22 protein-coding genes and 1 tRNA gene are annotated in these 23,339 nt (G+C 62.2%); 7 read left to right on the top strand and 16 right to left on the bottom strand.

The window, feature by feature from the left end:
• Window positions 1-7: 7 nt before the first annotated feature.
• The 9 genes from NCHOL11_RS09535 to NCHOL11_RS09495 form a co-directional block, all read right to left on the bottom strand.
• Entirely contained in the window at window positions 8-1,951 is a 1,944-nt protein-coding gene (locus tag NCHOL11_RS09535) for a hypothetical protein (RefSeq protein WP_141397831.1), read from the bottom strand.
• On the bottom strand, window positions 1,951-3,414 hold the full coding sequence (locus NCHOL11_RS09530) for a hypothetical protein (RefSeq protein ID WP_097092094.1): 1,464 nt from the start codon (window positions 3,412-3,414) through the stop codon (window positions 1,951-1,953). The genes NCHOL11_RS09535 and NCHOL11_RS09530 overlap by 1 nt, the downstream gene beginning before the upstream one ends.
• Window positions 3,415-3,488: 74 nt before the next feature.
• A complete protein-coding gene (locus NCHOL11_RS09525; protein ID WP_097092093.1) occupies window positions 3,489-4,508 on the bottom strand; it encodes a glycosyltransferase family 2 protein in 1,020 nt (339 codons plus the stop codon).
• A complete protein-coding gene (locus NCHOL11_RS09520) occupies window positions 4,505-4,888 on the bottom strand; it encodes a GtrA family protein (RefSeq protein ID WP_255254804.1) in 384 nt (127 codons plus the stop codon). Before NCHOL11_RS09520 ends, NCHOL11_RS09525 begins: the two co-directional genes overlap by 4 nt.
• Complete coding sequence (locus NCHOL11_RS09515) at window positions 4,888-5,802, bottom strand: NAD-dependent epimerase/dehydratase family protein (protein WP_097092091.1); 915 nt, start codon at window positions 5,800-5,802, stop codon at window positions 4,888-4,890. Before NCHOL11_RS09515 ends, NCHOL11_RS09520 begins: the two co-directional genes overlap by 1 nt.
• Window positions 5,799-6,893, bottom strand: a complete 1,095-nt coding sequence (gene rfbG, locus NCHOL11_RS09510; protein WP_097092090.1) for a CDP-glucose 4,6-dehydratase — start codon at window positions 6,891-6,893, stop codon at window positions 5,799-5,801. Before rfbG ends, NCHOL11_RS09515 begins: the two co-directional genes overlap by 4 nt.
• Window positions 6,875-7,651, bottom strand: a complete 777-nt coding sequence (gene rfbF, locus NCHOL11_RS09505; RefSeq protein WP_097092089.1) for a glucose-1-phosphate cytidylyltransferase — start codon at window positions 7,649-7,651, stop codon at window positions 6,875-6,877. The genes rfbG and rfbF overlap by 19 nt, the downstream gene beginning before the upstream one ends.
• A 37-nt stretch (window positions 7,652-7,688) precedes the next feature.
• Entirely contained in the window at window positions 7,689-8,552 is an 864-nt protein-coding gene (locus NCHOL11_RS09500; RefSeq protein ID WP_097092865.1) for a transketolase family protein, read from the bottom strand.
• The gene (locus NCHOL11_RS09495; protein ID WP_097092088.1) at window positions 8,545-9,393 is read right to left on the bottom strand and encodes a transketolase; all 849 of its coding nucleotides are present in this window, start codon (window positions 9,391-9,393) and stop codon (window positions 8,545-8,547) included. Before NCHOL11_RS09495 ends, NCHOL11_RS09500 begins: the two co-directional genes overlap by 8 nt.
• Before the next feature lie 61 nt (window positions 9,394-9,454).
• Between NCHOL11_RS09495 and NCHOL11_RS09490 the strand changes: the two genes are divergently transcribed.
• Window positions 9,455-10,375 (top strand): class I SAM-dependent methyltransferase, encoded by a 921-nt coding sequence (locus NCHOL11_RS09490; protein WP_097092087.1) that lies wholly within the window; start codon window positions 9,455-9,457, stop codon window positions 10,373-10,375.
• A gap of 19 nt (window positions 10,376-10,394) precedes the next feature.
• Here the strand turns inward: NCHOL11_RS09490 and NCHOL11_RS09485 are convergent, their stop codons facing one another.
• A complete protein-coding gene (locus tag NCHOL11_RS09485) occupies window positions 10,395-12,038 on the bottom strand; it encodes a GtrA family protein (RefSeq protein WP_217991052.1) in 1,644 nt (547 codons plus the stop codon).
• Window positions 12,039-12,379: 341 nt separating this feature from the next.
• Between NCHOL11_RS09485 and NCHOL11_RS09480 the strand changes: the two genes are divergently transcribed.
• Both NCHOL11_RS09480 and NCHOL11_RS09475 read left to right on the top strand, forming a co-directional pair.
• Window positions 12,380-12,634, top strand: coding sequence for a type II toxin-antitoxin system RelE/ParE family toxin (locus NCHOL11_RS09480; RefSeq protein ID WP_255254755.1), 255 nt, complete (start codon window positions 12,380-12,382; stop codon window positions 12,632-12,634).
• 13 nt (window positions 12,635-12,647) lie between these two features.
• Window positions 12,648-12,935, top strand: coding sequence for a HigA family addiction module antitoxin (locus tag NCHOL11_RS09475; protein ID WP_176502211.1), 288 nt, complete (start codon window positions 12,648-12,650; stop codon window positions 12,933-12,935).
• A gap of 59 nt (window positions 12,936-12,994) precedes the next feature.
• Here NCHOL11_RS09475 and NCHOL11_RS09470 read toward each other — a convergent pair whose 3' ends face one another.
• Window positions 12,995-14,032 carry a tyrosine-type recombinase/integrase gene (locus NCHOL11_RS09470; protein WP_097092084.1) on the bottom strand — a complete coding sequence of 346 codons (1,038 nt, stop codon included), beginning with the start codon at window positions 14,030-14,032 and terminating at the stop codon, window positions 12,995-12,997.
• Between the two features lie 544 nt (window positions 14,033-14,576).
• Window positions 14,577-14,651, bottom strand: a tRNA-Val gene (locus NCHOL11_RS09465).
• Window positions 14,652-14,774: 123 nt separating this feature from the next.
• On the opposite strand from NCHOL11_RS09465, the gene NCHOL11_RS09460 reads away from it, so the two are divergent.
• A complete protein-coding gene (locus NCHOL11_RS09460) occupies window positions 14,775-16,109 on the top strand; it encodes a dicarboxylate/amino acid:cation symporter (protein WP_097092083.1) in 1,335 nt (444 codons plus the stop codon).
• Between the two features lie 7 nt (window positions 16,110-16,116).
• On the opposite strand, the gene cpdR is transcribed toward NCHOL11_RS09460, so the two are convergent.
• Window positions 16,117-16,494, bottom strand: a complete 378-nt coding sequence (gene cpdR / locus NCHOL11_RS09455; protein ID WP_097092082.1) for a cell cycle two-component system response regulator CpdR — start codon at window positions 16,492-16,494, stop codon at window positions 16,117-16,119.
• A 147-nt stretch (window positions 16,495-16,641) separates the two neighbouring features.
• Here cpdR and NCHOL11_RS09450 point away from each other — a divergent pair, with 147 nt between their 5' ends.
• Entirely contained in the window at window positions 16,642-17,535 is an 894-nt protein-coding gene (locus NCHOL11_RS09450; RefSeq protein ID WP_097092863.1) for an N-formylglutamate amidohydrolase, read from the top strand.
• Between the two features lie 71 nt (window positions 17,536-17,606).
• On the opposite strand, the gene NCHOL11_RS09445 is transcribed toward NCHOL11_RS09450, so the two are convergent.
• The gene (locus tag NCHOL11_RS09445) at window positions 17,607-18,911 is read right to left on the bottom strand and encodes a sugar MFS transporter (RefSeq protein WP_097092081.1); all 1,305 of its coding nucleotides are present in this window, start codon (window positions 18,909-18,911) and stop codon (window positions 17,607-17,609) included.
• Window positions 18,912-19,076: 165 nt separating this feature from the next.
• Here NCHOL11_RS09445 and NCHOL11_RS09440 point away from each other — a divergent pair, with 165 nt between their 5' ends.
• Window positions 19,077-20,171 carry an aldose epimerase family protein gene (locus NCHOL11_RS09440; RefSeq protein ID WP_097092080.1) on the top strand — a complete coding sequence of 365 codons (1,095 nt, stop codon included), beginning with the start codon at window positions 19,077-19,079 and terminating at the stop codon, window positions 20,169-20,171.
• Window positions 20,172-20,174: 3 nt separating this feature from the next.
• Entirely contained in the window at window positions 20,175-21,032 is an 858-nt protein-coding gene (locus NCHOL11_RS09435; RefSeq protein WP_097092079.1) for an SMP-30/gluconolactonase/LRE family protein, read from the top strand.
• Here NCHOL11_RS09435 and NCHOL11_RS09430 read toward each other — a convergent pair.
• Complete coding sequence (locus tag NCHOL11_RS09430) at window positions 21,029-22,018, bottom strand: LacI family DNA-binding transcriptional regulator (protein ID WP_097092078.1); 990 nt, start codon at window positions 22,016-22,018, stop codon at window positions 21,029-21,031. The genes NCHOL11_RS09435 and NCHOL11_RS09430 overlap by 4 nt on opposite strands.
• Window positions 22,019-22,260: 242 nt before the next feature.
• Window positions 22,261-22,923 carry a protein-L-isoaspartate(D-aspartate) O-methyltransferase gene (locus NCHOL11_RS09425; RefSeq protein ID WP_097092077.1) on the bottom strand — a complete coding sequence of 221 codons (663 nt, stop codon included), beginning with the start codon at window positions 22,921-22,923 and terminating at the stop codon, window positions 22,261-22,263.
• Between the last annotated feature and the right edge of the window lie 416 nt (window positions 22,924-23,339).

The following is a 23,339-nucleotide window of genomic DNA, read 5'->3' as shown; positions in this document are numbered from 1 at the left end:
GACGGCCTCAGTGAACCTCGGCGGAGCCGGTGCCGCGCGGCACGAGGTGATATGCCCGATAATTGCCGAATGGCCGATCGTTCTGCACGTCATAAGCTACCCGGAACGCATCGACCCAATGCCGGTGTTCATCATCTGCCAATATCCAGCCGGGCCGCTTGTAAGCGGCTGCTCCCTGCCGGATATAATGCGCGATGGACGCCGCAGGCAGCGGGACGAAGTTGGCGAGGTTGTTGACGCTGGCCCAGGCCGCCCCGGAAGAACGAACCATCAGATAGTTACGATCAAACAACAGAACCGCTCCGGCATGGCGGTGCCGAAGATAGTTCAGGCCCGCAATCGCATCCGCAGGCAAAATGGCCGGCGCGTCGTCGGTCGAGGGGGCGAAGCGGGTAACCAGCCTTGTTGGCCCAACATGCAACGGGCCAACGCGCGCGATGCCCTGCCATAATGGTCTGTAGTCGAAGGTGACTACGAAGATGACCATGGCGACGAGCATTGTGTGACTGAAGGCGCGTCCGAAGTGTCGCGCGGGATCGCTGGTCTTGTCCAGATTTCCGAGGATCGCCAGCAGCACCAGGATCAGCAATGGGAAGAGGTTGAGGATATTATTGTCGTGGCTGCGGCTGATATAATAAGTGCCTGCTGCCAGGAAGCCGAGCAAGCAGGTGTAGAGAGGCCGTGCCTGTGCCGACAGGCCCTGCTGCGTGAGAACGAGAATGCCGAGCGCGAGCGTCGCAAGCGCGATCCAAATAGTGCCTGCAAGATTGACCGGCAGCGCTCCGGGAGGGTGCTGCACATAGGCGAAGAAATCCGCGAGGGTGATCGTCCTCGCCGAAAGCAGCCACAGGACCAGCGCAAGGATGCAGATGCCGACTGTCAGAGCAATCGCTCCCCGAGCTGCCCCTCGGGCGAGCGCGATTAGAGCGCCGCGCCATTCGCCGGCTTCAGTGGCATCGCGCAAGGCGAGATAGGGCCACCAGATCAGCGTTCCGAAGAATGCTGCTTCGGGTGACCAGAAAAGGTCGATCAGCCAAATGCCATGGCCTATCCAGTCCCGGCGGCGCTTGTGATATTCGGCATAGAGGATGTGAAGCAGCAGTGCCGAAATTGACAGGAATCGCAGCCCTGCGACCGACGGTGTGATCACGGGTCCAGCAAAGTTGCTGGGGAAGCCGGTCCACATGAAGGAGGCACAGAACATGGCGAGAAGCGCTAGCCAGCGCACGCCCCTGGATGACTGCGCGGTCAAGATGACCACGCTTCCCGCAAGCGTCGCAAAGTAGAACGCATTGGCGACGACCGTGGTCTCATACATGCCGCGCCAGCAATCCTGACCGCAACCGGCCAGCAGCACGACAGTTGGCCCCAATCCATATTGGATCGGAAAATCGCGATAGGGTACGCCGCCGCCTCGCCATGCCTCTACCGGAGCGAGATAGGCGCCCCAGTGATGCCAGGCGAGGTAGATGGTGTCCGCTGCCTCGAAAGGCGCCGTCAGAAGCCCCGCGCCGACGCCGATCATCGCGCATGGCAGCATAGTCTGGAGCAATCCCGATTGCGCCGTAACTGTTTCTGGCTTCCAGCGTGGCAGGAATCCGGATCCCACAGTCAGCAGGGCCGCGATCGCGGTTGGGAGGAGGCCGAATGACAACGATTGCGTCCACCAGATAGTGGTGGCGAAGAGCAAGGCGGCGGTGATGCCGCCCAAAAGGGCCATGGTTCCTAGACCAAAAAGCGGGATCAGGACAAATATGCCGATCAGGGGAAAAGCCCCCTGACGGAACGCCGTCAGCGCAACCGCCCCCAGGAGCAGAAGGGCGCAGGCCCCCAGTTCGATCCGGCGCTGTCGATCAGCATGCGAGCCAAAGGCTGGGCTGACATAAGGCCTTAGAAGCACGGCGAAGAGCAGCGCGGCATATAGTGCCAACATCGTTATCGAGGAGGTCATCAGCGGCCCCGCAGTTCGAAGAAGGGTCGCGCCGGTCCGCGCCATGGGCGATCCCAGCATTGCCTTTGGTGGATGGAGCTTACTCTGTCCACGGCCACTATGCTGAAGGGGAATGCGTCCCGGGCGGCGAAGTAGGAACTGTGTGGAGGATGCGAGGTGGACTGTCGCTCCCATATCCCTGCAACCGAGCAATGCGGTATAGGCGTGGGGGCGAAGCGGAGCGCGTTCGCAATGCCGATCACGCCCGTAAAGGAGCCGAGAACGATAACAACCCCGAAGCCAACTTTCTCGCGCCAGCCAGCGATGCGCGTTGCCCAGTCGGCATAAGCCACCGCGAGGATCGCCAGCGGCATGATGGAGGCGCGTGTCTGGAAATCATTGAACATGCCGATCGACCAGCTTGGCATAAGGAACAGACAGACAGCCGCGATGGCTAGGCTCGTACGATCGACGCCATTGTTACGATCATGCAGGACCGGCAAGAGAAAGGGCGTCACCTCAAACAGCATAATTAGGAGATAAAGGATTGCGGTGGGCGGACGTAGCCCCCCGCCGACGGCGGCAGAATCTGTCGACAGATAGACGAGCGCGGCGGCTGAAGCTGCGGTCGCGATCAGGCAAGTTGAGATGTCGAGCCAGTTCCACGAACGAGAACCAAGGACACGCAGCGCCGCAAACAAAGCGAAGGGCACCGTTCCAAACAGGATGAGGGGCGACCATAATGCCACGAGAGGCAGGATGGCGCCGAATATCCCGATCGGAACAAGATTTCTGCGCCACAAAAGGTAGACAAGAGCCACAGCCCAACCTGCGAGGGCATGCTGCGGGACCCAGAAGAGTTGGGTTATATGCGCGCTATATTGATAGCCCGCGCCCCAATCCTCGATGTGGTCCCACCGTACCTCTCCAGTCGCCGATTGGACGATGAGATTGCCAAGAACGTCGAGGCCACTAAACATCACGAAGACAATAAGGGCGATCCATCTCGCGCGGCGACCCTCGAACAGGGTCGATCCCAAGGCGAAGAGCAGGCCGAGGATCAGGCTGTTCTGTGCCAGCAGCATCCAATCGCGGCCAAACTGGCTCACCCCTCCCAACAGGGCGGGTATTAGATACATGCCGATAGGCGCGCGTAGCATTTGCGATCGGCCGTCGAGCCAGTAGTCGAAGGGCCAGCGGTACCTACCCATGTCCGCAAGGACAGCGTCGCGAACCTGCCAGTCGGTCGGGGCATAGAAAAGCCGCCCTTCGCCGCCGAGAATCAGCAGCGCCGCAGCGACCAGGAAGCAGACCAATATCGTTGGCAAGCTGATGCGGCATGGGGCGGACGTTAGCCGATAGGCGGCGAAACCAAGTAGCGATGGCAAGAGTAGCGCAAGCGCCCACACTACCAGCGGCGGTCGACCCAAAAAGCCGAGCAGCAGCACATTGTCGAGGGCGAAGAAGGCGACAAGTATCGCCACCGGCGTCCGGTGAGGAACGGATATCAATGCTAGATGTTGAATGCTCGGTAATAACGTCCGTGCTGGCGATAACGTCACGCGGCCTCCGCGCGGAGCTTTTTCCGGAGGGCGCGAACGGGGTTGGACGCCTCCGCCTCGCCCCCTGTCGCAGGTTCCATATTAATCCGCTCCCGCTCGACAACGAGCGGTCGCTTGCGAACCTGTGCGTGAATGGACGTCACATATTCGCCCAATATACCCATGAAGGCCAGTTGGACGCCGGAGAGGAAGAAAAGGGCAACGATCAGCGTCATCATGCCCCTTGGGGCAAGATTGGGCCAGATCAAGTAAAGTCCCACGGACGCGATCGCATAGAGTATGCAGAGCAGCGCCATGGCTACGCCGGCAAAGGTGCATAGGCGCATCGGGACATTTGTGAAGCTGAAGATGCCGTTCAGCGCCTGATCGATCAGCCTCGGCAGATTATTCTTGGATATGCCCGAGCGACGCGCCGCCCAGGTATAGGGTACAATCACCCGGCGGAAGCCGACCGACGCGATGATACCGCGTATATAGGGATAATGATCGTCATGGCTGACGACCGCTTCCCACACCTTACGGTCGAGAAGCTGGAACTCACCGACATTCACAGGAATATCGATGTCGCTGAAGCCACGCACGGTGCGATAGAAGATCGCGCGGCAGGTGCGGAGCGCGAAGCTTTCCTGACGGTTGACGCGGGCGCCCGCTACGACTTCCGCACCACCTTCCCAGAGCTTGACGAATTCAGGGATCATTTCCGCCGGATCCTGAAGGTCGGCGGGCAGAAACACGACCACCGCATCGCCGGTGGCGGCCCGCAGTGCATTGAAGTTGGAACGAAACGGGCCGTAATTGCGAGCGTTCAGGATGACCTTCATCGAAGGATCGCTGGCCGCGAGCGTGCGCAATATGTCCTGCGTGCCGTCGCTGCTATCATTGTCGGCGAAGATATGCTCGCGCGTGTAGCCGGCCAGCTGTGCGCCGGGGGCGAACAGGGCGGCAACGGCATCGCGGCATGCCTCCACATTATCCGCCTCGTTGAAGCAGGGCGTCACGATGGAGATGGTCTTCATGATGTCTGCTCCGGCGAGGCCGCGAACACGAAGCGGCGCATGGCAAGGAAGGTGAGAGTGAAGATCGGCAGGACGATCGCTTGCGCGAGCAGCGGCCCAAGGCCGGCGCGCATCGCAATCTCAAGCAACAGTATGTTGAGGCTGAGCATGCAGCCGTAGACGATGAGGAAGCGGGGCAGCCGGCGCAGATCGCGCGAGCAGAACACGGCGCTGGTCGTCAGGAAGTTGAAGAGGACGCCCGCAATGGTGCTGACCGTCACCGCGACAGACGGGGCAATGCCCATCAGTATCTGCGCGCTATAGATGCTATAGCCGAACAGCGTGTTGATCCCGCCCGCGAGGAGGAAGCCGATGAACCGGCGGTCTACGGCGGGCACCATCACGCGGCTTGCCTCAGTGAATCCACGACGCTGACGAGCCCATCCTCGATCATGATCCGCGGGGTCCATCCGGTCGCAGATGTGAGGCGGCTACAGTCGCCTTCCAGATGCATGATCTGGTTGGGTCCGAACGTAATGTCGCCGAATGTCAGCGGAAGGCCGGGGCAGGCGAGGTCGCGGATACGCTCGACGATCGACCGGACAGAGACAGAGCGACCGCTCGACAGGTTGAACACGCCCTGAGCGCTTTCGGTCACGGCCGCGGCCAGTATGCCCTCTGCGCAATCGGCGATGTGCAGATAATCCCATTTTTGTGTGCCCGGGCTGGTCCGTGGCGCCTGTCCGGCGAGGATCTGGGCCGCGACCGAAGGGATCAGCCAGTTGGGATTGTCCCCGGGGCCATAGGGCGAAAAGAGACGCAGCCAAGCAAAGCCGATGCCTGCTTCGCCCGCGCGCTGGCGGGTCAGATGGCAGGCGGACAGCTTGGCCGCGCCATAGAGAAGGAAAGGCTCGGTCGCGGCGCTTTCGTCGATCCGGCAATCATGCCGGCCATATTCGGCCTGGCTGCCGATGCCGATGAAGCGGCGGGCGCCGACCGCAATGGCGCTGTCGAGCAGTTCGACGGTCGTGCGGATATTGTCGAGCTGGATATCGCCGGCGCGCGCGGGGCCGCCTACCCCTTCCCAGGCGGAATGGATGACAATGCCGGGGCGCGCCTCGACAAGTATGGCGCGTACGGCATCACGATCGGACAGGTCGGCAATGGCGATGGCGCAGCGTCCCGCCAGAGCGACGACGCGCGGCGAGGCGGGATTGCGGACCAGGGCTATGACTTCATGGCCATTGCGGGCCGCAAGATCGGCGACCGCGGCGCCGACGAAGCCACCTGCGCCAGTGATGAGGATGCGGCTCATGCCGGCACCGTGGCGAGGAAGGCCTCGGCCTGGGCGCGCGTGACGGCGCGCTTGTCCTCGGCGCGATACCAGTCTGCGGTCAGCGCGAGCGCCCGATCAAGCGTCAGGCGAGGCCGCCAGCCAAGTGCGGCGGCAGCAGCGGAGGAATCGAGCGTCAGCATAGCAGCTTCGTGCGGATGCTCGCCGGGCTGCGCGGCCCAGGGCCGGGTCACGCCCCAATGACGGCCAAGCAGATCGACGACATCGCGGACGCTCGCCATGTCTGCAGGGGCAGGACCGAAATTCCAGCCACGAGCGAAGCGAGCCGGGTCAGCGTTCAGCGCTTGCGCCAATAGCAGATAGCCAGTCAGCGGTTCGAGCACATGCTGCCAAGGCCGCACCGCTTGCGGATTGCGTATCTCGAGCGTCTGCCCCGCCGAAAATGCGCGGACTGCGTCGGGCACCAGCCGGTCGGCCGACCAGTCGCCGCCGCCGATGACGTTGCCAGCACGCGCAGTGGCGAGGCCTACCCCCCGCTCTGCGAGAAAGCTGTCGCGCCAGCAGGCGCTCACCAGCTCGGCGCAGGCCTTGCTGTTGGAATAGGGGTCATGGCCCCCGAGCGGCGCATCCTCCCGATAACCTTCGGCGCGGCCGTCATTGGCATAGCATTTGTCGGTCGTGACGGAAACGATCGTGCGGATGGAGGGCGTCTTGCGGCACGCCTCCAGCACATGCGCCGTGCCCATGACGTTGGTGTGATAGGTGCCGAGCGGATCGGCATAGGAGGCGCGCACCAGAGGCTGCGCGGCCAGGTGCAGCACGATTTCCGGCTCCGCACGGGTGACGATCGCCTTGACCGCGGCCGCGTCGCGAATGTCCGCAATGTGGTGATCGCACAGCGATGCGCCGTCCACAGCTTCGAACATGGACGGCGTGGTATCGGGTGGAAGCGACAGCCCGGTGACTTGCGCGCCGAGCGTATCCAGCAGGACCAGCAGCCAGCTGCCCTTGAAACCACTATGGCCAGTAATGAGCACGCGCCGCCCCGCCCAGAAGGCAGCTTCCGGTGTAAGCGTCACCGCGCCCTCGCGCTCTAGTGCCAGGTTTTCCATGGGGCCTCTTGCCGTTCCCACATGCCTTCCAGCATCTGCCGGTCGCGCAGCGTATCCATCGGCTGCCAAAAACCATCATGGAAGAAAGAGCGCAGTTCGCCGTCCGACGCCAGGCGCTCCAGCGGCTCGCGCTCCCAGACGCAGCCGTCAGAATTGCTGAGATAATTGCCGATCGAGCGGTTGAGAACGAAAAAACCGCCATTGATCCAGCCGCCCTCATCGAGGGGTTTTTCGGCAAAGGCTGCTACCTGATCGCCATTGAGATCGAGCTGGCCGTAGCGGCTTGCCGGTCGCACCGCGGTCACGGTGGCCTTGCGGCCGTGTGAGCGATGGAAGTTGATCGCGGCGCCCACATTGAGGTCGCTGACCCCGTCACCATAGGTGAGGCAGAAATCCTCATCATCGCCCAGATAGTGCATCGCCTGCCGCAGGCGGCCGCCGGTCATCGTTTCTGCGCCGGTATCGATCAGCGAAATCTTCCAGTCTTCGCAGGCGTTGCGATGCACGTCGGTCGTGCCCCGCCGCAGGTCGATGGTCACATCCGACATGTGGAGGGCGTAGTTGAAGAAATATTCCTTGATCATATAGCCCTTGTAGCCAAGGCAGACGATGAACTCGTCCACGCCATGCTGGGCATAGATTTTCATGATGTGCCACAGGATCGGCTTGCCGCCGATTTCCACCATGGGCTTGGGCCGGACCGAGGTTTCTTCGGCGAGGCGGGTGCCTAGGCCCCCTGCAAGGATGATCGCTTTCATGGGTCAAATCCTATGAACAGGCATGGTAAAGAAATGGTTATGCCGCGAGCCCGCCGATCCGGTTGAGTGCCGATTGGCTGGCCACCAGGTCACAGATTTCCGCCGATAGGGCGATCGGCTGAATGCAGGCGGCGGCAGGCGTGCCTGCGACCGATTCCGTCAGCCATGAGCCGAAGCCGCCGTCGGCAAGATGATCTTCCAGTGTCGTGATACGGCCATGCCGTGCGATCTGGGCAGGCTGGTCCGCCTTGGCGGCCATGCTCCAGAGCGGAAGGGACCAGACGGCCCTACCCTCCGCCCGCGCGACCGCCGCGCCGAGCGCTGCGCCGGTCGACAGCAGGACCGAAGCGTCACTGCCGTCGCGCACCTTGACCCATCGACCCGGCGCAATGTCGGGGATGCTGTCGTGGAAACGCGGCTCTCCGGCCTTGCCGAGGCGCAGATAGGAAGGCCCTGGATTGTCGATCAGCCAGCGCAGGCAGGCGCGGGTTTCCAGCGGGTCGCCGGGTGCGGCGATCGTCATGTTGGGCATGGCTCGCATCAGGGCATAATCCTGCACCGCATGGTGCGAATAGCCGAGCGCCCCGTAGGACACGCCGCCGCCGACAGCAACCACGGTCACGGGCAGGCGGTGATGATCGACATCGTTACGGATCTGTTCGGCGCAGCGGAAGGTCGGGAAATTCGCGATCGAATAGGTGAAGACATGATAGCCTTCGCTTGCCATGCCGGCGGCGAGGCCTGTCATATTCTGTTCCGCCACGCCCGCATTGATGAAGCGATCGGGGAACTGGTCGGCAAAGGGTTCGATCACGTTGTAACCGAGATCGCCGACGATGAGCGCGATATTGTCGTGGGTCGCGGCCAGCGTCGTCAGTTCATCGATGAAGGCGTCACGCATGGCCATTGACCCCTTCGATTTCGGCCAGCGCCGCTTCCAGCAGTTCCGGGGTGGGGTTGCGATAATGCCACTCCACCTTGTTTTCCATGAAGCTGACACCCTTGCCCTTGGTGGTATGGCAGATCAGCATCATCGGCTTGCCGTTCACCCAGGGCGCCCCTTCCAGTGCAGCGGTGAGCGCGGCATGATCATGCCCGTCGACTTCGCGCACAGCCCAGCCAAACGCTTCGAACTTGGAATGCAGGGGTTCAAGCCGCAGCGTTTCATCCACCGTCTGCAGGCTCTGCAGCTTGTTATAGTCGAGGATGCAGATGAGGTTGTCGAGGCCGTGATGCGCCGCGAACAGCGCCGCCTCCCAGTTGCTGCCTTCGCCCCATTCCCCGTCGCTGGTGAGGACGACCGTCCGCCATGCCTGCCCGCGCCGCCTGGCCGCCAACGCCTTGCCGGTGCCGAAGGGGAGGCCATGGCCAAGCGCCCCTGTAGAAAATTCCGCGCCCGGTACCTTGTGGCTGATGTGCGCCATCAGCATCGACCCATCGGTCCCGTATGTTTCGAGCAGCGCGGGGTCGATGAAGCCGGTTTCGGCGAGCGCGGCATAGACGGCGACGCAGGCATGGCCCTTCGACAGGATGAAGCGGTCGCGTTCGGGATGGCGGGGTGCGCCGGGGTGGACGCGCAGCGCCCTGCCATAGAGCACCGCCATGATGTCGGCGATCGACAGCGCCGATCCGATGTGAGACGCTTTGGCGCGTGTGACCATGCGAAGGGCCTGGCCGCGGATGCGCGCGGCCAGTGGCCTGGTCTCATACGGCCGTGCAGCGATGACCTGTGCTTCTTTCATGCCCCCAACATCCCCGGATATGGTTAACATTTGCTCAACCAAGATGCACTAGGCAGATTGCATGATTCACGAACCCATCGTTGCCGCGCGTGCCTGTCCTCTTTGCGGAGCCGGTGCCGATCAGGCCGAACCCTTCCTGTCCGATACGCGCGACGAAAGCCGGGTGAGCGCGTCGAGCTTTGCCTCGCGGAAGGTGCCGGAATATATGAGCCACGCCATGGTGCGGTGCCGGGCCTGCGACCTAGCCTATGTGGATCGCCCGCCGAGTGTCGCGTCGCTGGCGGCGAGCTATCATGAAGCCGACTATGACAGTGCCGAAGAAGCGGAGGATGCCGCCGACGCCTATGCGCGCGCGCTTGGGCCCGTACTGCAACAATTAAAGGGGCGGGGGGCCGCGCTGGAAATCGGAACGGGGACCGCAGCCTTTCTCGAACGGCTCCAAAATGCCGGCTTTACTTCGCTTGTCGGGGTCGAGCCTTCAACGGCCGCCATCGCGGCTGCGCCGACGCACCGGAAGGCATGGATCCGCGAGGGCATTTTCGAGGAAGGGGATTTTGCGCCCGACAGCTTCGATCTCATCTGCTGCTTCATGACGCTGGAGCATGTGCAGGATCCGGGCGCGCTTGTCGCTTCGGCCTATCGCTTGCTCAGGCCCGGCGGCGTGTTCGTCGGCGTGACGCATGACCGGCGCGGATTGCTCAACCGGCTGCTGGGGCGCCGGTCGCCCATCGTCGACATCGAGCATATGCAGCTTTTCTCGGCGAAAAGCGCGCGGCGCCTCCTTCAGATCAATGGCTATGGCGATGTCGGCGGCGCGAGTTTCTACAACAGCTATCGGCCAAGCTATTGGCTGCGGCTTGTGCCGCTGCCCGCTGGACTGAAGGCCGGGCTTACCCGGATGGTACGCGGCTCCTGGCTGGACCGGCGGCGGCTGTCTGTAAATGTCGGCAATTTCATGAGCTGGGGCTTCAAGACGTCCTGAGGCCGGCCTTTCCCGCTTCCTATGACAGTGGTCTGGTGAAGGCCGGACAATTGGTGCCCTTGGGCGGGGCGCTGGGCGGCGTGATGCGTCGATACATATAGAGCATGCGCGTCGGCGGGAGTTCGCGGTAATTGCGCTCTATATAGGATCGCACTTCCGTTCGGCGCAGGAAAAACCCCTGAACATCAAAGGCGCGCGGCTGAAAGACATAGTTGCCGCGCCGCTCGAACATAATAGCCGCGGGCGACGCGCATCTTATCTCGATTGCGGCCTGGTCTTGAATTTGCCGGCCCAGTGCGCGCAGCGGCGCCGGGTTGGGGCCGATCACCTCGGCGTGGGCTATTGCGGGGATCATCCAGTAGCTTGGAAGGCGCGATGCCCAGACAAGGCCGTGATCTTCTACGGTGGGCCAGCCCCACATCGGGTCGCCGGTCGCCATGAAGATCGGGCTGCCCTTGGGCAGGGTGGACAGAAGCGGGTCGACCTGTTCGCGGAAGAAGTTGAAATAGGGGCCGACCTTGATCGGCAGCAGGATCGGTAACGAGAGCATGAACAGCCCTACGGTCATTGGGATTGCGCGGCGCATGTCCGGCATCGTTAATCGCAAGCTCAGGGCGAGCGCAGCCGCGCCGGTGACAGGGATGCTATGATACATCCAACCCTTGCGCTGCACGAGATAGGCGATGCCGAAGCCTAAGGCGACGAGCAGCAGAGTCGACACAAAGGGGTGCGCTTTCCTGCCGAATGCTCCGCCAAAGGTCAGGAAGAAGGCAGCGACAAAGGCCCAGATAACAATCCAGGGCCTGACAAACATCATGTCCCAGCTTGACTCAAAGCCATGGTAGGCGGTCCGCGCCATGGGCACGGCGTTGGTGATGAAGGCGGGCGCAAAGGTCAAAGTGGCCACACCGTAGGCGAGCGCGGCCGCAATTAGCGTGAGGGTTTCCGGACGGATCGCGCGCCATTGCTTACGCATTCGGAAGATCAGCCAGCACTCCAAAAGGAGTGGCACGACGATAAAATAATGTTTGAGTGCGAAGCCGTAGGCGCCCAGTGCGCCTACAAGTAGGGCCAGTGTCAACGGCACCGCACTGTCGGTTGAGCGTCGCGAGATCAATGCAGCGTAAGGCAGGGCGCAGATGAGAGCGAGCTGCTCACGCTGGCCAAAATCATAGAGCGGCATGACCACGGTCAGCCAAAAGGCGAGCAGCATCGTCACAAGTCGACCGAGCGTCGAGCGGTCGCCAGAAAGATGACCCATCAGCAGCGCGGAGAAAGCGCCCGCTCCTACAATGATCGCGATCAGAAGTCGTAGAGGCGGGACATGGAGCCACGCAGCGGCATGGTGGATTGGTAGCGCTGACCAAAACCAGAGCGGCGGATTGACCTCCCAAATGTCGCGGTAGAGCACCGCGCCGTTGCTCAGCTGTCGGGCTACCCAAAACTGCCAGACTACATCATGTGTGATGGGGATATTGCGCAGCCACGCAAAGGTGACGAAGGCCGTCAGACAAAGTGATATGTCGGGCAGGCGGCGCCGCCAGCTGTGAAGCTTTGCACGCCGCTGTGCCGGACCCACAGGTGCGGCTATGACTTCGCCAACGACGTTGAATTCAGTCGAGCCGGATCTCATCAGGCAACCTCCTAGACCGTCTGATTTCATAAACGGAAAATCAGTGAGGCCAACTTCTGATATGCCTACGGCGACCGGCCGGACGGTCCTGCACCGTTCGTTCGCCGTTTAGCGGCTTCCCCGCCATAACGCAGTGAGATGCCAAGTGGCGACGCTAGTCGCGGACGGTGAAATCGTCTATCGTCAGCCATTCGTGAATGCGGGGGACGAAAGCAGATCGCCGAGTCGGCGGTGCCAAGATGCCCTCACGAATATCCTGTCACTTCCACAGTTTCTTCTCATTCCTGTCGTCCGTTCTCGTCTTATCCTTGCGTTTTGTATCTCGAGATGATACGTACCATATCATGATACAAAGCGTTAAAGGGAAGCTGATGGAGCAGGTGCTCGCCGGTAAGGCGGGCAAGGGCTTCCCGTCCGATTTGTTTCGGGTTGCTCTTCGCAAAGTCGCCATGTTGGAAGCTGCCATAAAGCTGGACGATCTCCGTGTTCCACCAGCCAACCGACTGGAAGCTCTTTCCGGCGACAGAGCAGGGCAACATTCGATCCGGATCAACGACCAGTGGCGTATCTGTTTCACTTGGTCCGATAATGGCCCAGAAACTGCTGAAATCGTGGACTATCATTGAAAGGAGAACGCTCATGACCATGCTGCAAGTGCCGGTCCATCCCGGCGAAATCCTGAAGCATGAATTTTTGGAGGAAATGGGTATTAGCGCGGGAAAGCTGGCAAAGCATATCCATGTACCCCGCACGCGGATCGAGCGCCTATGTGCGGAGGAGACTTCCGTCACCATTGATACCGCTATGCGGCTGGCGCGGGCGCTGGGCACAACCGCTGAGTTCTGGCTAAACCTTCAGGCGCATCATGACCTGCTGGTGACGGACGCAGCGGACATAAAGGAAATAGAGCCGCTGCTTGCAGCCTGACCTTTTATCAAAAAGTGGAGTCGGTTCCCCCGCCGATTCCACCTTTTGGCCCGCTCCCTTCAACTCAACTTGTTGATGGACTCGCGCATGTGATCCACGCTGACGCTGGAATAGCGCTGGACCATCCGCAGCGACTTCCAGCCGCCCATGTTCATGATGGTGATGAGGTCGATTCCCGCCATGACGCAGTGGGATGCCCAATGGTGGCGCCAGTCGTGGACCGTGAAATCCTCGATGCCCGCGCGCTTGCAGGCGGTCGCATGCTGATTCTTGATCGGGTTGCCGCCGGGTATGTTCGACTTGCGCGTGTCCGAATAAGGTTTGCCAAACCGGTTGAGGAAGACGTGACCGGTGGTCGGCTGTCCTCGCTTTTCCCAGATCGGCCGAAGCACATCGAACAGCCGAGGATGCATCGGCACAGACTTGATAACTGCGTTTTTACTGTGATTGAGCCGGATCGATCTCTCTTTCATATCGACCCCATCGACGCCCCACGGAATCTGCAATGCCGTCTGGATCCGCGGCCCCTGGAAAGCCAGCATGGTGATGATCGGCTGGATGTGAGGGGAATAGGCTGCAATTAGCCAATCGCGGTCTTCCTTGCTAAGGAAGCGCACCCGCTCATTGTTGAACGGGATTGCCTTGATCCGCAGCGGCGGAAGATCGTGGAGATCATAATGGACATTGATCGCCGCCTGAAACACCGACCGATAACGATCCTGACCGCCCGGGTCATGGCCGGTTAGGTAAGTGCGGCGAAAATGCTCCCATGCCTGTTTGGGTTCGCGCAGGCTGAAGTCGCCGATGAGCGCATTGAGCTTACCGATGCGCAGGATGTCGGATGCGCAAGGAGGCTTGGCCTTGGACAGATAGCTGTCGAAGGCGTCGGCTATGGTTCCTTGAGCGACGAGCGCAGCGGGACCGAACATGAGCTGGTGGCGCAGCTTTGTTTCGTGTTCGGCCATCAGATGGGCTGCCGCATCGCGATCGGTTGTCCTCAGGCTAAACTCCTGGACTTCGATATGCTTGTCGCCAAGCGAGACCGACCCTCGAATATAGTAGATGCCTTTCTTCCCACGGGTACGGATTGAAAGCATGTGATCTTTTCCAGTCGGATGTGATGTCGCGCCTCCGCCGCACGGATTTATCCGCATTTCTGAAGGCGAGGTACGTCATGTTTCGTGAAGAGGTGGCACATTCCGGTGCACGCACGGCGTCGGCATGCTGGGCTGAGAAATAGTGCCCACCAGACTTGAAGGGGCGGTGTGTGTTCCGGCGGATCGCGGCCTCTATGGAGCCTGAAGGCAGCGTGTCTTCTCTTCCCAGCAGGTGAGATTGCCTGCTTTGCGGCGATGCAGCGCCGCTTCGTTCGCGTAACTTGGGTGGTATGCGCAACTGTGGAAACGAGCCGTCCACCGACTGCCGCCGAGGCGTCATATGGCTCCGCGCAAGCAGGTCCGCGAGGCACGAGCGACTCGGGATCTCGCTGGGTTCGCCCAGCATTTTCATGCCCAGAATTTGCCCAAACAGGGTGAAATTTGCCCAGAATTTGCCCAAAAAAATCGGGGGAGGGGCCAAGTCTGCCTCCTCCTCCAGGCAAACAAAAACCCCGCCAAATCGTTGATTTGACGGGGTTTTCGATGGTGGGCGTGGCAAGGATTGAACTTGCGACCCCTGCGATGTCAACACAGTGCTCTACCACTGAGCTACACGCCCACGGGAGTTGCGCCAATAGCGGGGGGTGGTGGGGTGTGCAAGCGGGAAATTCGCTTAAAAGCTAATTCTCTGGACAGAGGGTGCGCAGCCCATATTGTGCGGGGAAACAGGGGGCCCGTCGGCATGAAGGACATCCATAATGCAGCGGGGGAAGCGGCGGGGCCGCTGCCCTTTTATCGGCAGCTTTATGTTCAGGTGCTGGCGGCGATCGCTGTCGGCGTCCTCATCGGGCATTTCCTGCCCCAGACGGGCGTCGCGCTCCAGCCGCTCGGCGATGCCTTCATCAAACTGGTGAAGATGATCATCGCCCCGGTCATTTTCCTCACCATCGTGACCGGCATCGCGGGCATGAAGGAGCTCGGCGCGATCGGGAGGGTGGCGGCAAAGGCCTTCGCCTATTTCCTCACCTTTTCCACCCTCGCGCTGATCCTGGGCTTGATCGTCGCGAACGTCGTGCATCCGGGCGCTGGCCTCAATATCGACCCGGCGAGCCTCGATGCGGGAAAGGTCGCCGAATATCAGCAGCAGGCGCATGACCGGACGCTGACGGGTTTCCTGATGGACATCATCCCTGCCACGCTGATTTCGGCCGTCGCGGATGGCCACAACATCCTGCAAGTGCTGTTCGTCGCGATATTGTTCGGCATCGCCCTGACCCTGATCGGCGATAAGGCGGAGCCGCTGATGCAGGTGCTGGACTCCGCCAGCCACGCCATTTTCAAGCTGGTGTCGATCCTCATGAAGGCCGCCCCCATCGGCGCGCTCGGCGCGATGGCCTTCACCATCGGCAAATATGGCGTAGGCGCGCTTGCGAACCTCGCGGAACTGGTCGCGACCTTCTATCTCACCTCGCTCTTGTTCGTGCTGGTCGTGCTTGGGCTGGTGGCGAGGCTCGTCGGTTTCAATATCCTGCACCTCATCCGCTACCTGAAGGCGGAGCTGCTGCTCGTGCTCGGCACCTCCTCGTCGGAAGCCGCGCTGCCCAGCCTCATCGAAAAGATGGAGCGGGCAGGGTGCCGCAAGTCGGTCGTCGGACTGGTGGTGCCGACAGGGTACAGCTTCAACCTTGACGGCACGAACATCTACATGACGCTGGCGGCGGTTTTCATAGCGCAAGCGACCAATGTCGATTTGAGCATAGGTGACCAGATCCTGCTGCTGCTGGTCGCGATGCTGTCCAGCAAGGGCGCGGCGGGCGTCACTGGCGCGGGCTTCATCACGCTCGCCGCCACGCTCTCCATCGTCCCGTCCGTGCCGGTCGCGGGCATGACCCTGATCCTCGGCATCGACCGGTTCATGAGCGAATGCCGCAGCCTTACCAATTTCATCGGCAATGCGGTCGCCACAGTGGTCGTGTCCGCATGGGAGAGGGGCCTCGATCGGGAGCGGTTCGCTGCTGCCATGGCAGGAGAAGCGCTGCCTCCGACCCCCGATATGGAAGAAGTCGTCCCCGGCTAAACGGCTTTCAGTTCAGCCCGCTCATGCTGCTGCTGCCGAACATACGATCGATCTCCAGCACCAGGTCGCGCAAGTGGAACGGCTTCGATAGCACCTTGGCCTGCGGCACCGCTTTTCCGGCCTTCAGCGTCACGGCGGCAAAGCCGGTGATGAACATGATCCGCATGTCCGGCGCAACCGTGGCCGCATGCTGGGCAAGCTCGATCCCGTCCATTTCGGGCATGACGATATCGGTCAGCAGCAGGTCGAACTGATCCGTTTCGATATATGGCACCGCCTGCGCGCCGGTCTCGACGGCCACCACCTCATATCCCGACCGCTCAAGCGCGCGGGCGAGGTAGGTGCGCATGCTGTCATCATCTTCGGCCAGCAGAATTCGAACCATGGCTCGGGTCAGTCTCGTCTCTGGCCGGTCTCGGCCGATCTCGTGCGGCACCCCTCGCGGGTGGCGCTGCCAGGCATTATATGCGACAACCAACATATATATCCAGCCGGGTAACCATTTTTGCCGCGCCCTGTGGAAGGAGATGATTTGAGCTATTCCGCACCGCGCGCTCCGGCCGAATCCTTGACTTCGCATGATCTCTACGGACCGGATCGGCCGATCGCCCCGGTGGTTATTTCGGTGCCCCATGCCGGGCGAGCCTATGACCCGGCCTTGTTGAACAGCGCCAGAGTCGCGCCCGACGTGCTGCGGCGGTTGGAGGATCGCTGGGCGGACTTGCTCGCCCACCCCTTGATCGAACGCGGCTATCATGTGCTGGTGGCGCGTGCGCCTCGGGCGATGATCGACCTTAATCGGCATGAGCGGGAAATCGATCCCGCGATGGTGACGGGCCTGCCCCGTGACGCTGCTCTTCAAGGCAGCGCGAAGCTGCGCGGCGGCCTGGGCCTGCTGCCGCGCCGGCTGCCGGGGGCATATGAATTGTGGCAGCGGCCTGTCGGGTGGGAGGAGGTGCGCCGCCGCATCGACACGATCCACCGCCCATATCACGCCGCCCTGACCTGCATGATGCGATCCGCGCGAGAGGCGCATGGCCATGCCGTGCTGATCGATCTCCATTCCATGCCGCCGCTTCCCGCAGCTGCCGCCGGTCAACCTGCGCCCACCGCGGTGCTGGGCGATCGCTTCGGCCGGGCGGCATCAGCGCGGCTGATGACGCTGGCGGCCGATGTGCTGGAAGGGCATGGCCTGACGGTGGCGCAGAACCATCCCTATGCGGGCGATCATATGATCGAGCGCCATGGCCAGCCGGGCCATGACCTCTACGCCATGCAGGTGGAGATTGACCGCAGCCTCTATCTGGACGCCGCCTTGGACAATCCCGGTCCCGGCCTGTCGCGGGTCCAGGCGGCTATCGGCTCGTTGGTCGATGCGATCGCCTGCGAAGCGCCACGCGCCGCCTATCCGCTCGCCGCTGAATAGCCGCCCATGCAAAAAGGCCGGGGCGTTATATGCACCCCGGCCGCTCATTATCTTGGCTCTCTAAACGCCCGTCATTCCAGATGCTGGTCAGGCAGGGCGTGCGTCGGCCTTGAACCCCAAAGCGCGTAGAAGAGGATGTACAGTTCGCAGGCAGCCGTCAGCAGGAAGCTGTTCTGCAGACCGTAATTGTCGGCCAGCCATCCCTGCACGACCACCAGCGAGCCGCCAGCGATCGCCATGATCAGCAGTCCGGAACCTTCCTCGGTCAACGGCCCCAGGCCGCGAATGCCAAGGGTGAAGATGGTCGGGAACATGATCGAATGGCCAAGGCCCACCAGGATCAGCGCCCACATCGCGACCGGTCCATGGCTGAACACCGCGACAAGCATCACGATGAACGACCCCGTGGCAAAAGCTGCCAACACCTTGCCCGCGTCCACCTTCTGCATGATCGCCGACCCTACGAACCGGCCAACCATCATGCCGCCCCACAGGAAGCTCAGATAGCGGCCAGCCTGTTCATGAGTCAGATTGGCGATGTCCGGCTGGCTGACGAAGTTCACGAACAGGTTGGCGACGCCGATTTCCGCAATCAGGTAGATGAAGATGGCAGGGATGCCGAAGACCAGATTGCGATGCGACCAGAGTGAGTGCTTCTTCCGTTCCTCCTTGGCCAGCCGGGCGGTCGATGATCCCATCGCAGGAAGGGGAAAGCGGGCAATGACGATCGCCAGCACCACCAACACGACGGCAACCAACCCATAGGGCAGGATCACGGATTGAGCATCCGCCAGCCGTTCCGCCGGAGTCAGCACGACGTCCGCGCTCGACGTGCCGCCCTTGGAACGGCCAAGGATCAGATAAGCACCGAACAGCGGCGCCAGCATCGTTCCGGCAGAATTCATCGCCTGCACCAGGTTGAGGCGCGAAGATGCGGTTTCAGGCTTGCCGACAACCGCCACATAGGGGTTGGCTGCCACCTGAAGCAGCGTGATGCCGCTCGCGATGATGAACAGCATGGTCAATGTGACGCCATAGGATGGCAGGCTGGCCGCCAGCATCATGCCCAGCGCCCCCGCCGCCATGATCAGCAGGCCGATCACCAGCGACTTCTGGTATCCGACACGTTCGATCAGCTTGGCCGAAGGAATCGACGCGACGAAATAGGCGATGAACCATACGGACTCGATCAACGTTGTCTGCGTATAGTTCAGCTCGAACACGCTGCGCAGGTGCGGCAACAGCGTGTTGTTGATGACGGTGATGAAGCCCCACATGAAGAACAGGCTCGCCAGCAGCGTCAGTGCAGGCCCGTACCGGGTGGCGGGATGGTCGCCCGCAGTCAGAGTGGCTGATGATGAGGGAGGTGCAGGCATTCATCTTCTCCAACAGGGGCCAACAGGCTTGTGCTGCTTCTATTTGTCCGAGTATATAGCTGCCCGTCGGGCGTCAATATACCCCGGCGGCAGGGGGATCGTATGCAGAGGGGCTGGATCAGCCATGCTTTTCGAACATCATCGTCCTATTGTTTCGCGTGTCTGATGGCAAGCACGTCAGCACTTGCGGCTGAAGCCAGCCGCGCTCCTGCAGGCCAGCTTCCTGACGGCACGGCCATAGAGGCGATCACTCTTTCCAATGGGCATGGCGTGTCGGCCCGCATTCTCACTTATGGCGCGACATTGCAGTCGCTGTCTGGCCCCGATCGGGACGGCAAGCAGGCTGACGTGCTGCTCGGCTATGACGATCTGGCGGGCTATCTGGCGCGACCCGACTTTTTCGGCGTGACGGTCGGCCGCTATGCCAACCGGATCGGACGCGGCCAATTCACTTTGGACGGCCAAAGCTACCAGCTGCCTCTGAATGACAAAGGCAATACGCTGCACGGCGGCGGCAAAGGGTTCGACAAACAGGTCTGGAAGGTCGTGTCGGTCCGCAGCGAACCGCGCCCGGAAGTCGTGCTGTCCTACAGCAGCCCGGATGGCGAGGCGGGCTATCCCGGCCAGCTCGGCACCCGGATCAGCTATGCACTGGACGAAAGCGGCGGCCTGACCATCAGTTTCGAAGCGCAGGCGAGCAAGCCGACCATCGTCAACCTCACCAACCACGCCGTCTTCAACCTGGCGGGCGAAGGCGCACCGGGCGGCGCCCTCGGTCATCTGCTGACGATACCGGCCAAGGCTTATACGCCCGTCGGCGCGGGACTTATCCCTACTGGTGAGATCAGGCCGGTCGCGGGAACGCCGTTCGACTTCCGCTCGCCTCGCCGCGTGGATGACGCCGTGCGCGACGGTGCCGATCGGCAGATCAGTTTCGGGCGCGGCTATGATCATAATTGGGTGCTGGACAAGGGGCGGACAGCGACGCCGGAGCTGGCTGCGCGTCTTGAGGACCCCGCGTCGGGCCGCGTGCTGGAAGTGCTGAGCACGGAGCCCGGACTTCAATTCTATTCCGGCAATTTTCTCGACGGGACATTCCTTGGCAAAAATGATCATCTCTATCGCATGGGTGACGGCTTCGCGCTTGAGCCGCAGAATTTTCCGGACGCGCCCAATCACCCGGACTTTCCTTCGGCCCGGGTCGATCCCGGCAAGCCCTATCGTCACGTCATGATCTATCGCCTTTCGGTAAAGCGCTGAACCATGGCGCAGTGGCAACTCATCAAGCGCGACATGCGCGACAAGCTGGGCGAGGGGACGCTCTGGTCCGCGCGCGACAATGCGGTCTATTGGACCGACATCATCGCTCCCGCGCTCAATCGCCTTTCCCTGACGGATGGCAGCATCGACCGTTGGGCGATGCCGGAGCCGATCGGCTGGGTTGCCGAGCGGCAGGGCGGCGGCTTCATCGCTGGCCTGCAAAGCGGTTTTGCGCGGCTTTCCCTTGATCCGCTCAAGCTTGAGCCGTTCGGCGATCCTGAACAGCATCTGCCCGGCAATCGCATGAACGACGGCAAGGCCGATGCGGAGGGGCGCATCTGGTGCGGCACGATGGACATGGCGGAGGCGGAGGACAGCGGCGCCTTCTATCGCCTGGACCCGGACGGCCGCTGGACGCAGATGGACAGCGGCTATCGCGTGCCCAACGGGCCTGCCTTTTCGCCTTGCGGCAACTGGCTTTATCATACCGACAGCGCGCGCCGCACCGTCTACCGCTTCTCCCGTACCGAAGGCGGCGGCCTGTCCGCGCGCCAGGTCTTCATCCAGTTTGGCGACGGAGACGGTTATCCCGACGGCATGACGGTGGACACCGACGGGCATATCTGGATCGCGCATTGGGGCGGCAGCCGCATCAGCCGTTTCACGCCCGATGGCAAGCTAGACCGCGCCATCGCCTTGCCAGCGCAGCAGGTGACGAACATCTGCTTCGCAGGTGCCGGGCTGGATCGCATGTTCGTGAGTTCGGCGGCTGTCGGATTGCCGGACAGTGACTATGACGGCGGCTTGTTCGAGGTCGATGCCGGTGTGAAGGGCATGATTACGCCGCTTTATGCAGGCTAAGCCGGGGGCGGCGCGGAACTTTCCCGCGGCACCAGCTCGAAATCGAACTGCGGCGCCTTCGCGGGCCGGTTGATTAGCGCGTCGATGACCGCTGCCCCCATCTGCGCCAGCGGCTGGCGCACGGTCGTGAGCGGCGGCCAGGCGGTGAGGCTCGCGGGCGTGTCGTCGAAGCCGACCACGGAAAGGTCTTGCGGGACCCGCAAGCCCCGCTGCCGCGCCAGTTGCAGAACGCCCAGCGCCATGTCGTCATTGGTCGCAAAGATCGCGGTCGGCGGCTCGGCCAGCCCCAGCAATGTCTCGCCCGCAGCGATGCCAGACGGATAGTCGAACCCGCCTTCAACGAACAACTCCGCCTCCTCCGCCAGCCCCGCCGCGGCCAGTCCTTCGCGGAACCCGTCGACCCGGTGCGTCGCCGCCTCGTGGGCAGGCGGCGGCGTGATGACGCCGATCCTGCGGTGGCCAAGACCTAGCAGATGATCGGCCACCATCCGCCCCGCCTCCCATTCCGGGGTCACGATATTCAGGCTCTGCGCCCCGTTCGGCCCCGCGATCCGCGCGCAGGGCAACTTCTTCTCCGCCAGCCATTCCAGCACGGCGGGATCGTCGGACAGCGGCGGCGCGAGGAACACGCCATCGGGGCGCAGTGCGGCCGCCAGCCCCTCAAGAATGTCGAACCGCTCATCGCCCGCCAGCGGGATCAGCTCGACCACCAGATGATAGCCCAGTTCCCGGCACCGGTTGACCGCGCCCGCCTGGATGCCGCTGATATAGCTTGCGACGGGATTGTTGTAGAGAAAGGCGATCATGAACGACCGCCCGCCTGCCAGCCGCCGCGCGGACTGGTTCGGCCGATAGTCCAGCTGCTGTATCGCCGCCGCCACCCGCTCGCGCAGCTGTTCGCTGACATTGGGCGCCTTGTTGACGACCCGCGACACGGTCTTGATGGAAACGCCAGCCAGCGCCGCTACGTCATGGATGCTGGCCATGAAAACCCCGGACCGCGCCCGCTCTGATATGAACACCCCATGTCATCGCCACCGCATTGGCATGGAAAGCCCACGCAAAACAAGGCCACGGCTTTTTAAGGGCCGAAAGGAAAAAGGACTTGATCGATCCGCCCAACGCTTTAAGGAAGACAGCGTTGTCATACCTGATGGCAATAAGGTCATCCCGGACAGCTGCAGGCTAACTGCACGAGCATGTGGTTGTCCGGGATGCGCTTTCCCACTCAGGGATCGGCATTCCCATCTTTCCAGCCATGCGCGCCGATCAGCGGCACGAACCGCACGGCCTCCAGCACCGTCAGATCGAACTCCTCCTCGTCCTTGCGGATCAGGCGCACAAGCTGCTGTTCGCCGCCGTCTCCCACCGGCATCACCAACCGTCCGCCGATCGCCAGCTGTTCGCGCAGCGGCGGCGGCACGCCCGGACCGCCAGCCGCCACCAATATGGCGTCGAAGGGCGCCTCCTCCGCCCATCCTGCGGTGCCGTCGCCCAAGCCGATCGACACATTGTCATAGCCAAGCGCCTTCATCCGCCCCTCCGCCAGCGCGGCCAGTTCGGCGATACGCTCAACCGCGAAGACATGCGCGGCAAGGCGGCTCATGACCGCCGCCGCATAGCCGGAGCCCGCACCCACCTCCAGCACCCGATCCTCCGGGCTGATCGCCGCTGCCTCTATCATCCGCGCGACGATATAGGGCTGCGAAATGGTCTGGCCTCCCTCGACCGGCAAGGGCCTGTCCTCATAGGCCAGGCTTCGGACATCTTCCGGAACGAAGCGCTCGCGCGGCACGGCCCGCATCGCAGCCCACAGCCGGGGATCACCCACGCCCCGGCGGATGATCTGCTGCTCGACCATCATCTGGCGCAGGCGCGCGCAATCCGCCATCCCGCCTCCTGACCGCTCCTGCGAGCCGCCGACTCACGCCCGCCGTTCGACGATGATCATAACCTCTAATGGTCTTCCGAGCGCTCGCCATTGTGCGCCAACGCCTTAACCTCGTTTAGCCAACTTCCGCGAGTCGGAGTGGTTGGCGGTTCAATAACAAGGCGTTATGATAGGCTCTGCATTTTCCCCAAGTATCGGACACGGCCTGGGCTCAAGATCCTCTACACCAGCGGTTACACCCGCGAAATTTTCCTGCGCGACGGAAAGCTGGACCCGAACATCGCGCTGCTCGCAAAGCCCTTCACGCTCCAGGAATGGGCAAGCCGCATTAGGGACTTGATCGATCAAAGCTGATAAGATCCACATCGACATCACACTGTAAACAGCGTCACCTCATTCCGTCATCCCAGCGAAAG

It is taken from the genome of Novosphingobium sp. Chol11, from assembly GCF_900218065.1.
GTDB lineage: Bacteria > Pseudomonadota > Alphaproteobacteria > Sphingomonadales > Sphingomonadaceae > Sphingobium > Sphingobium agri.
The sequence above is the reverse complement of the archived record's forward strand: the minus strand, read 5'-3'. Positions and strand labels throughout refer to the sequence as shown.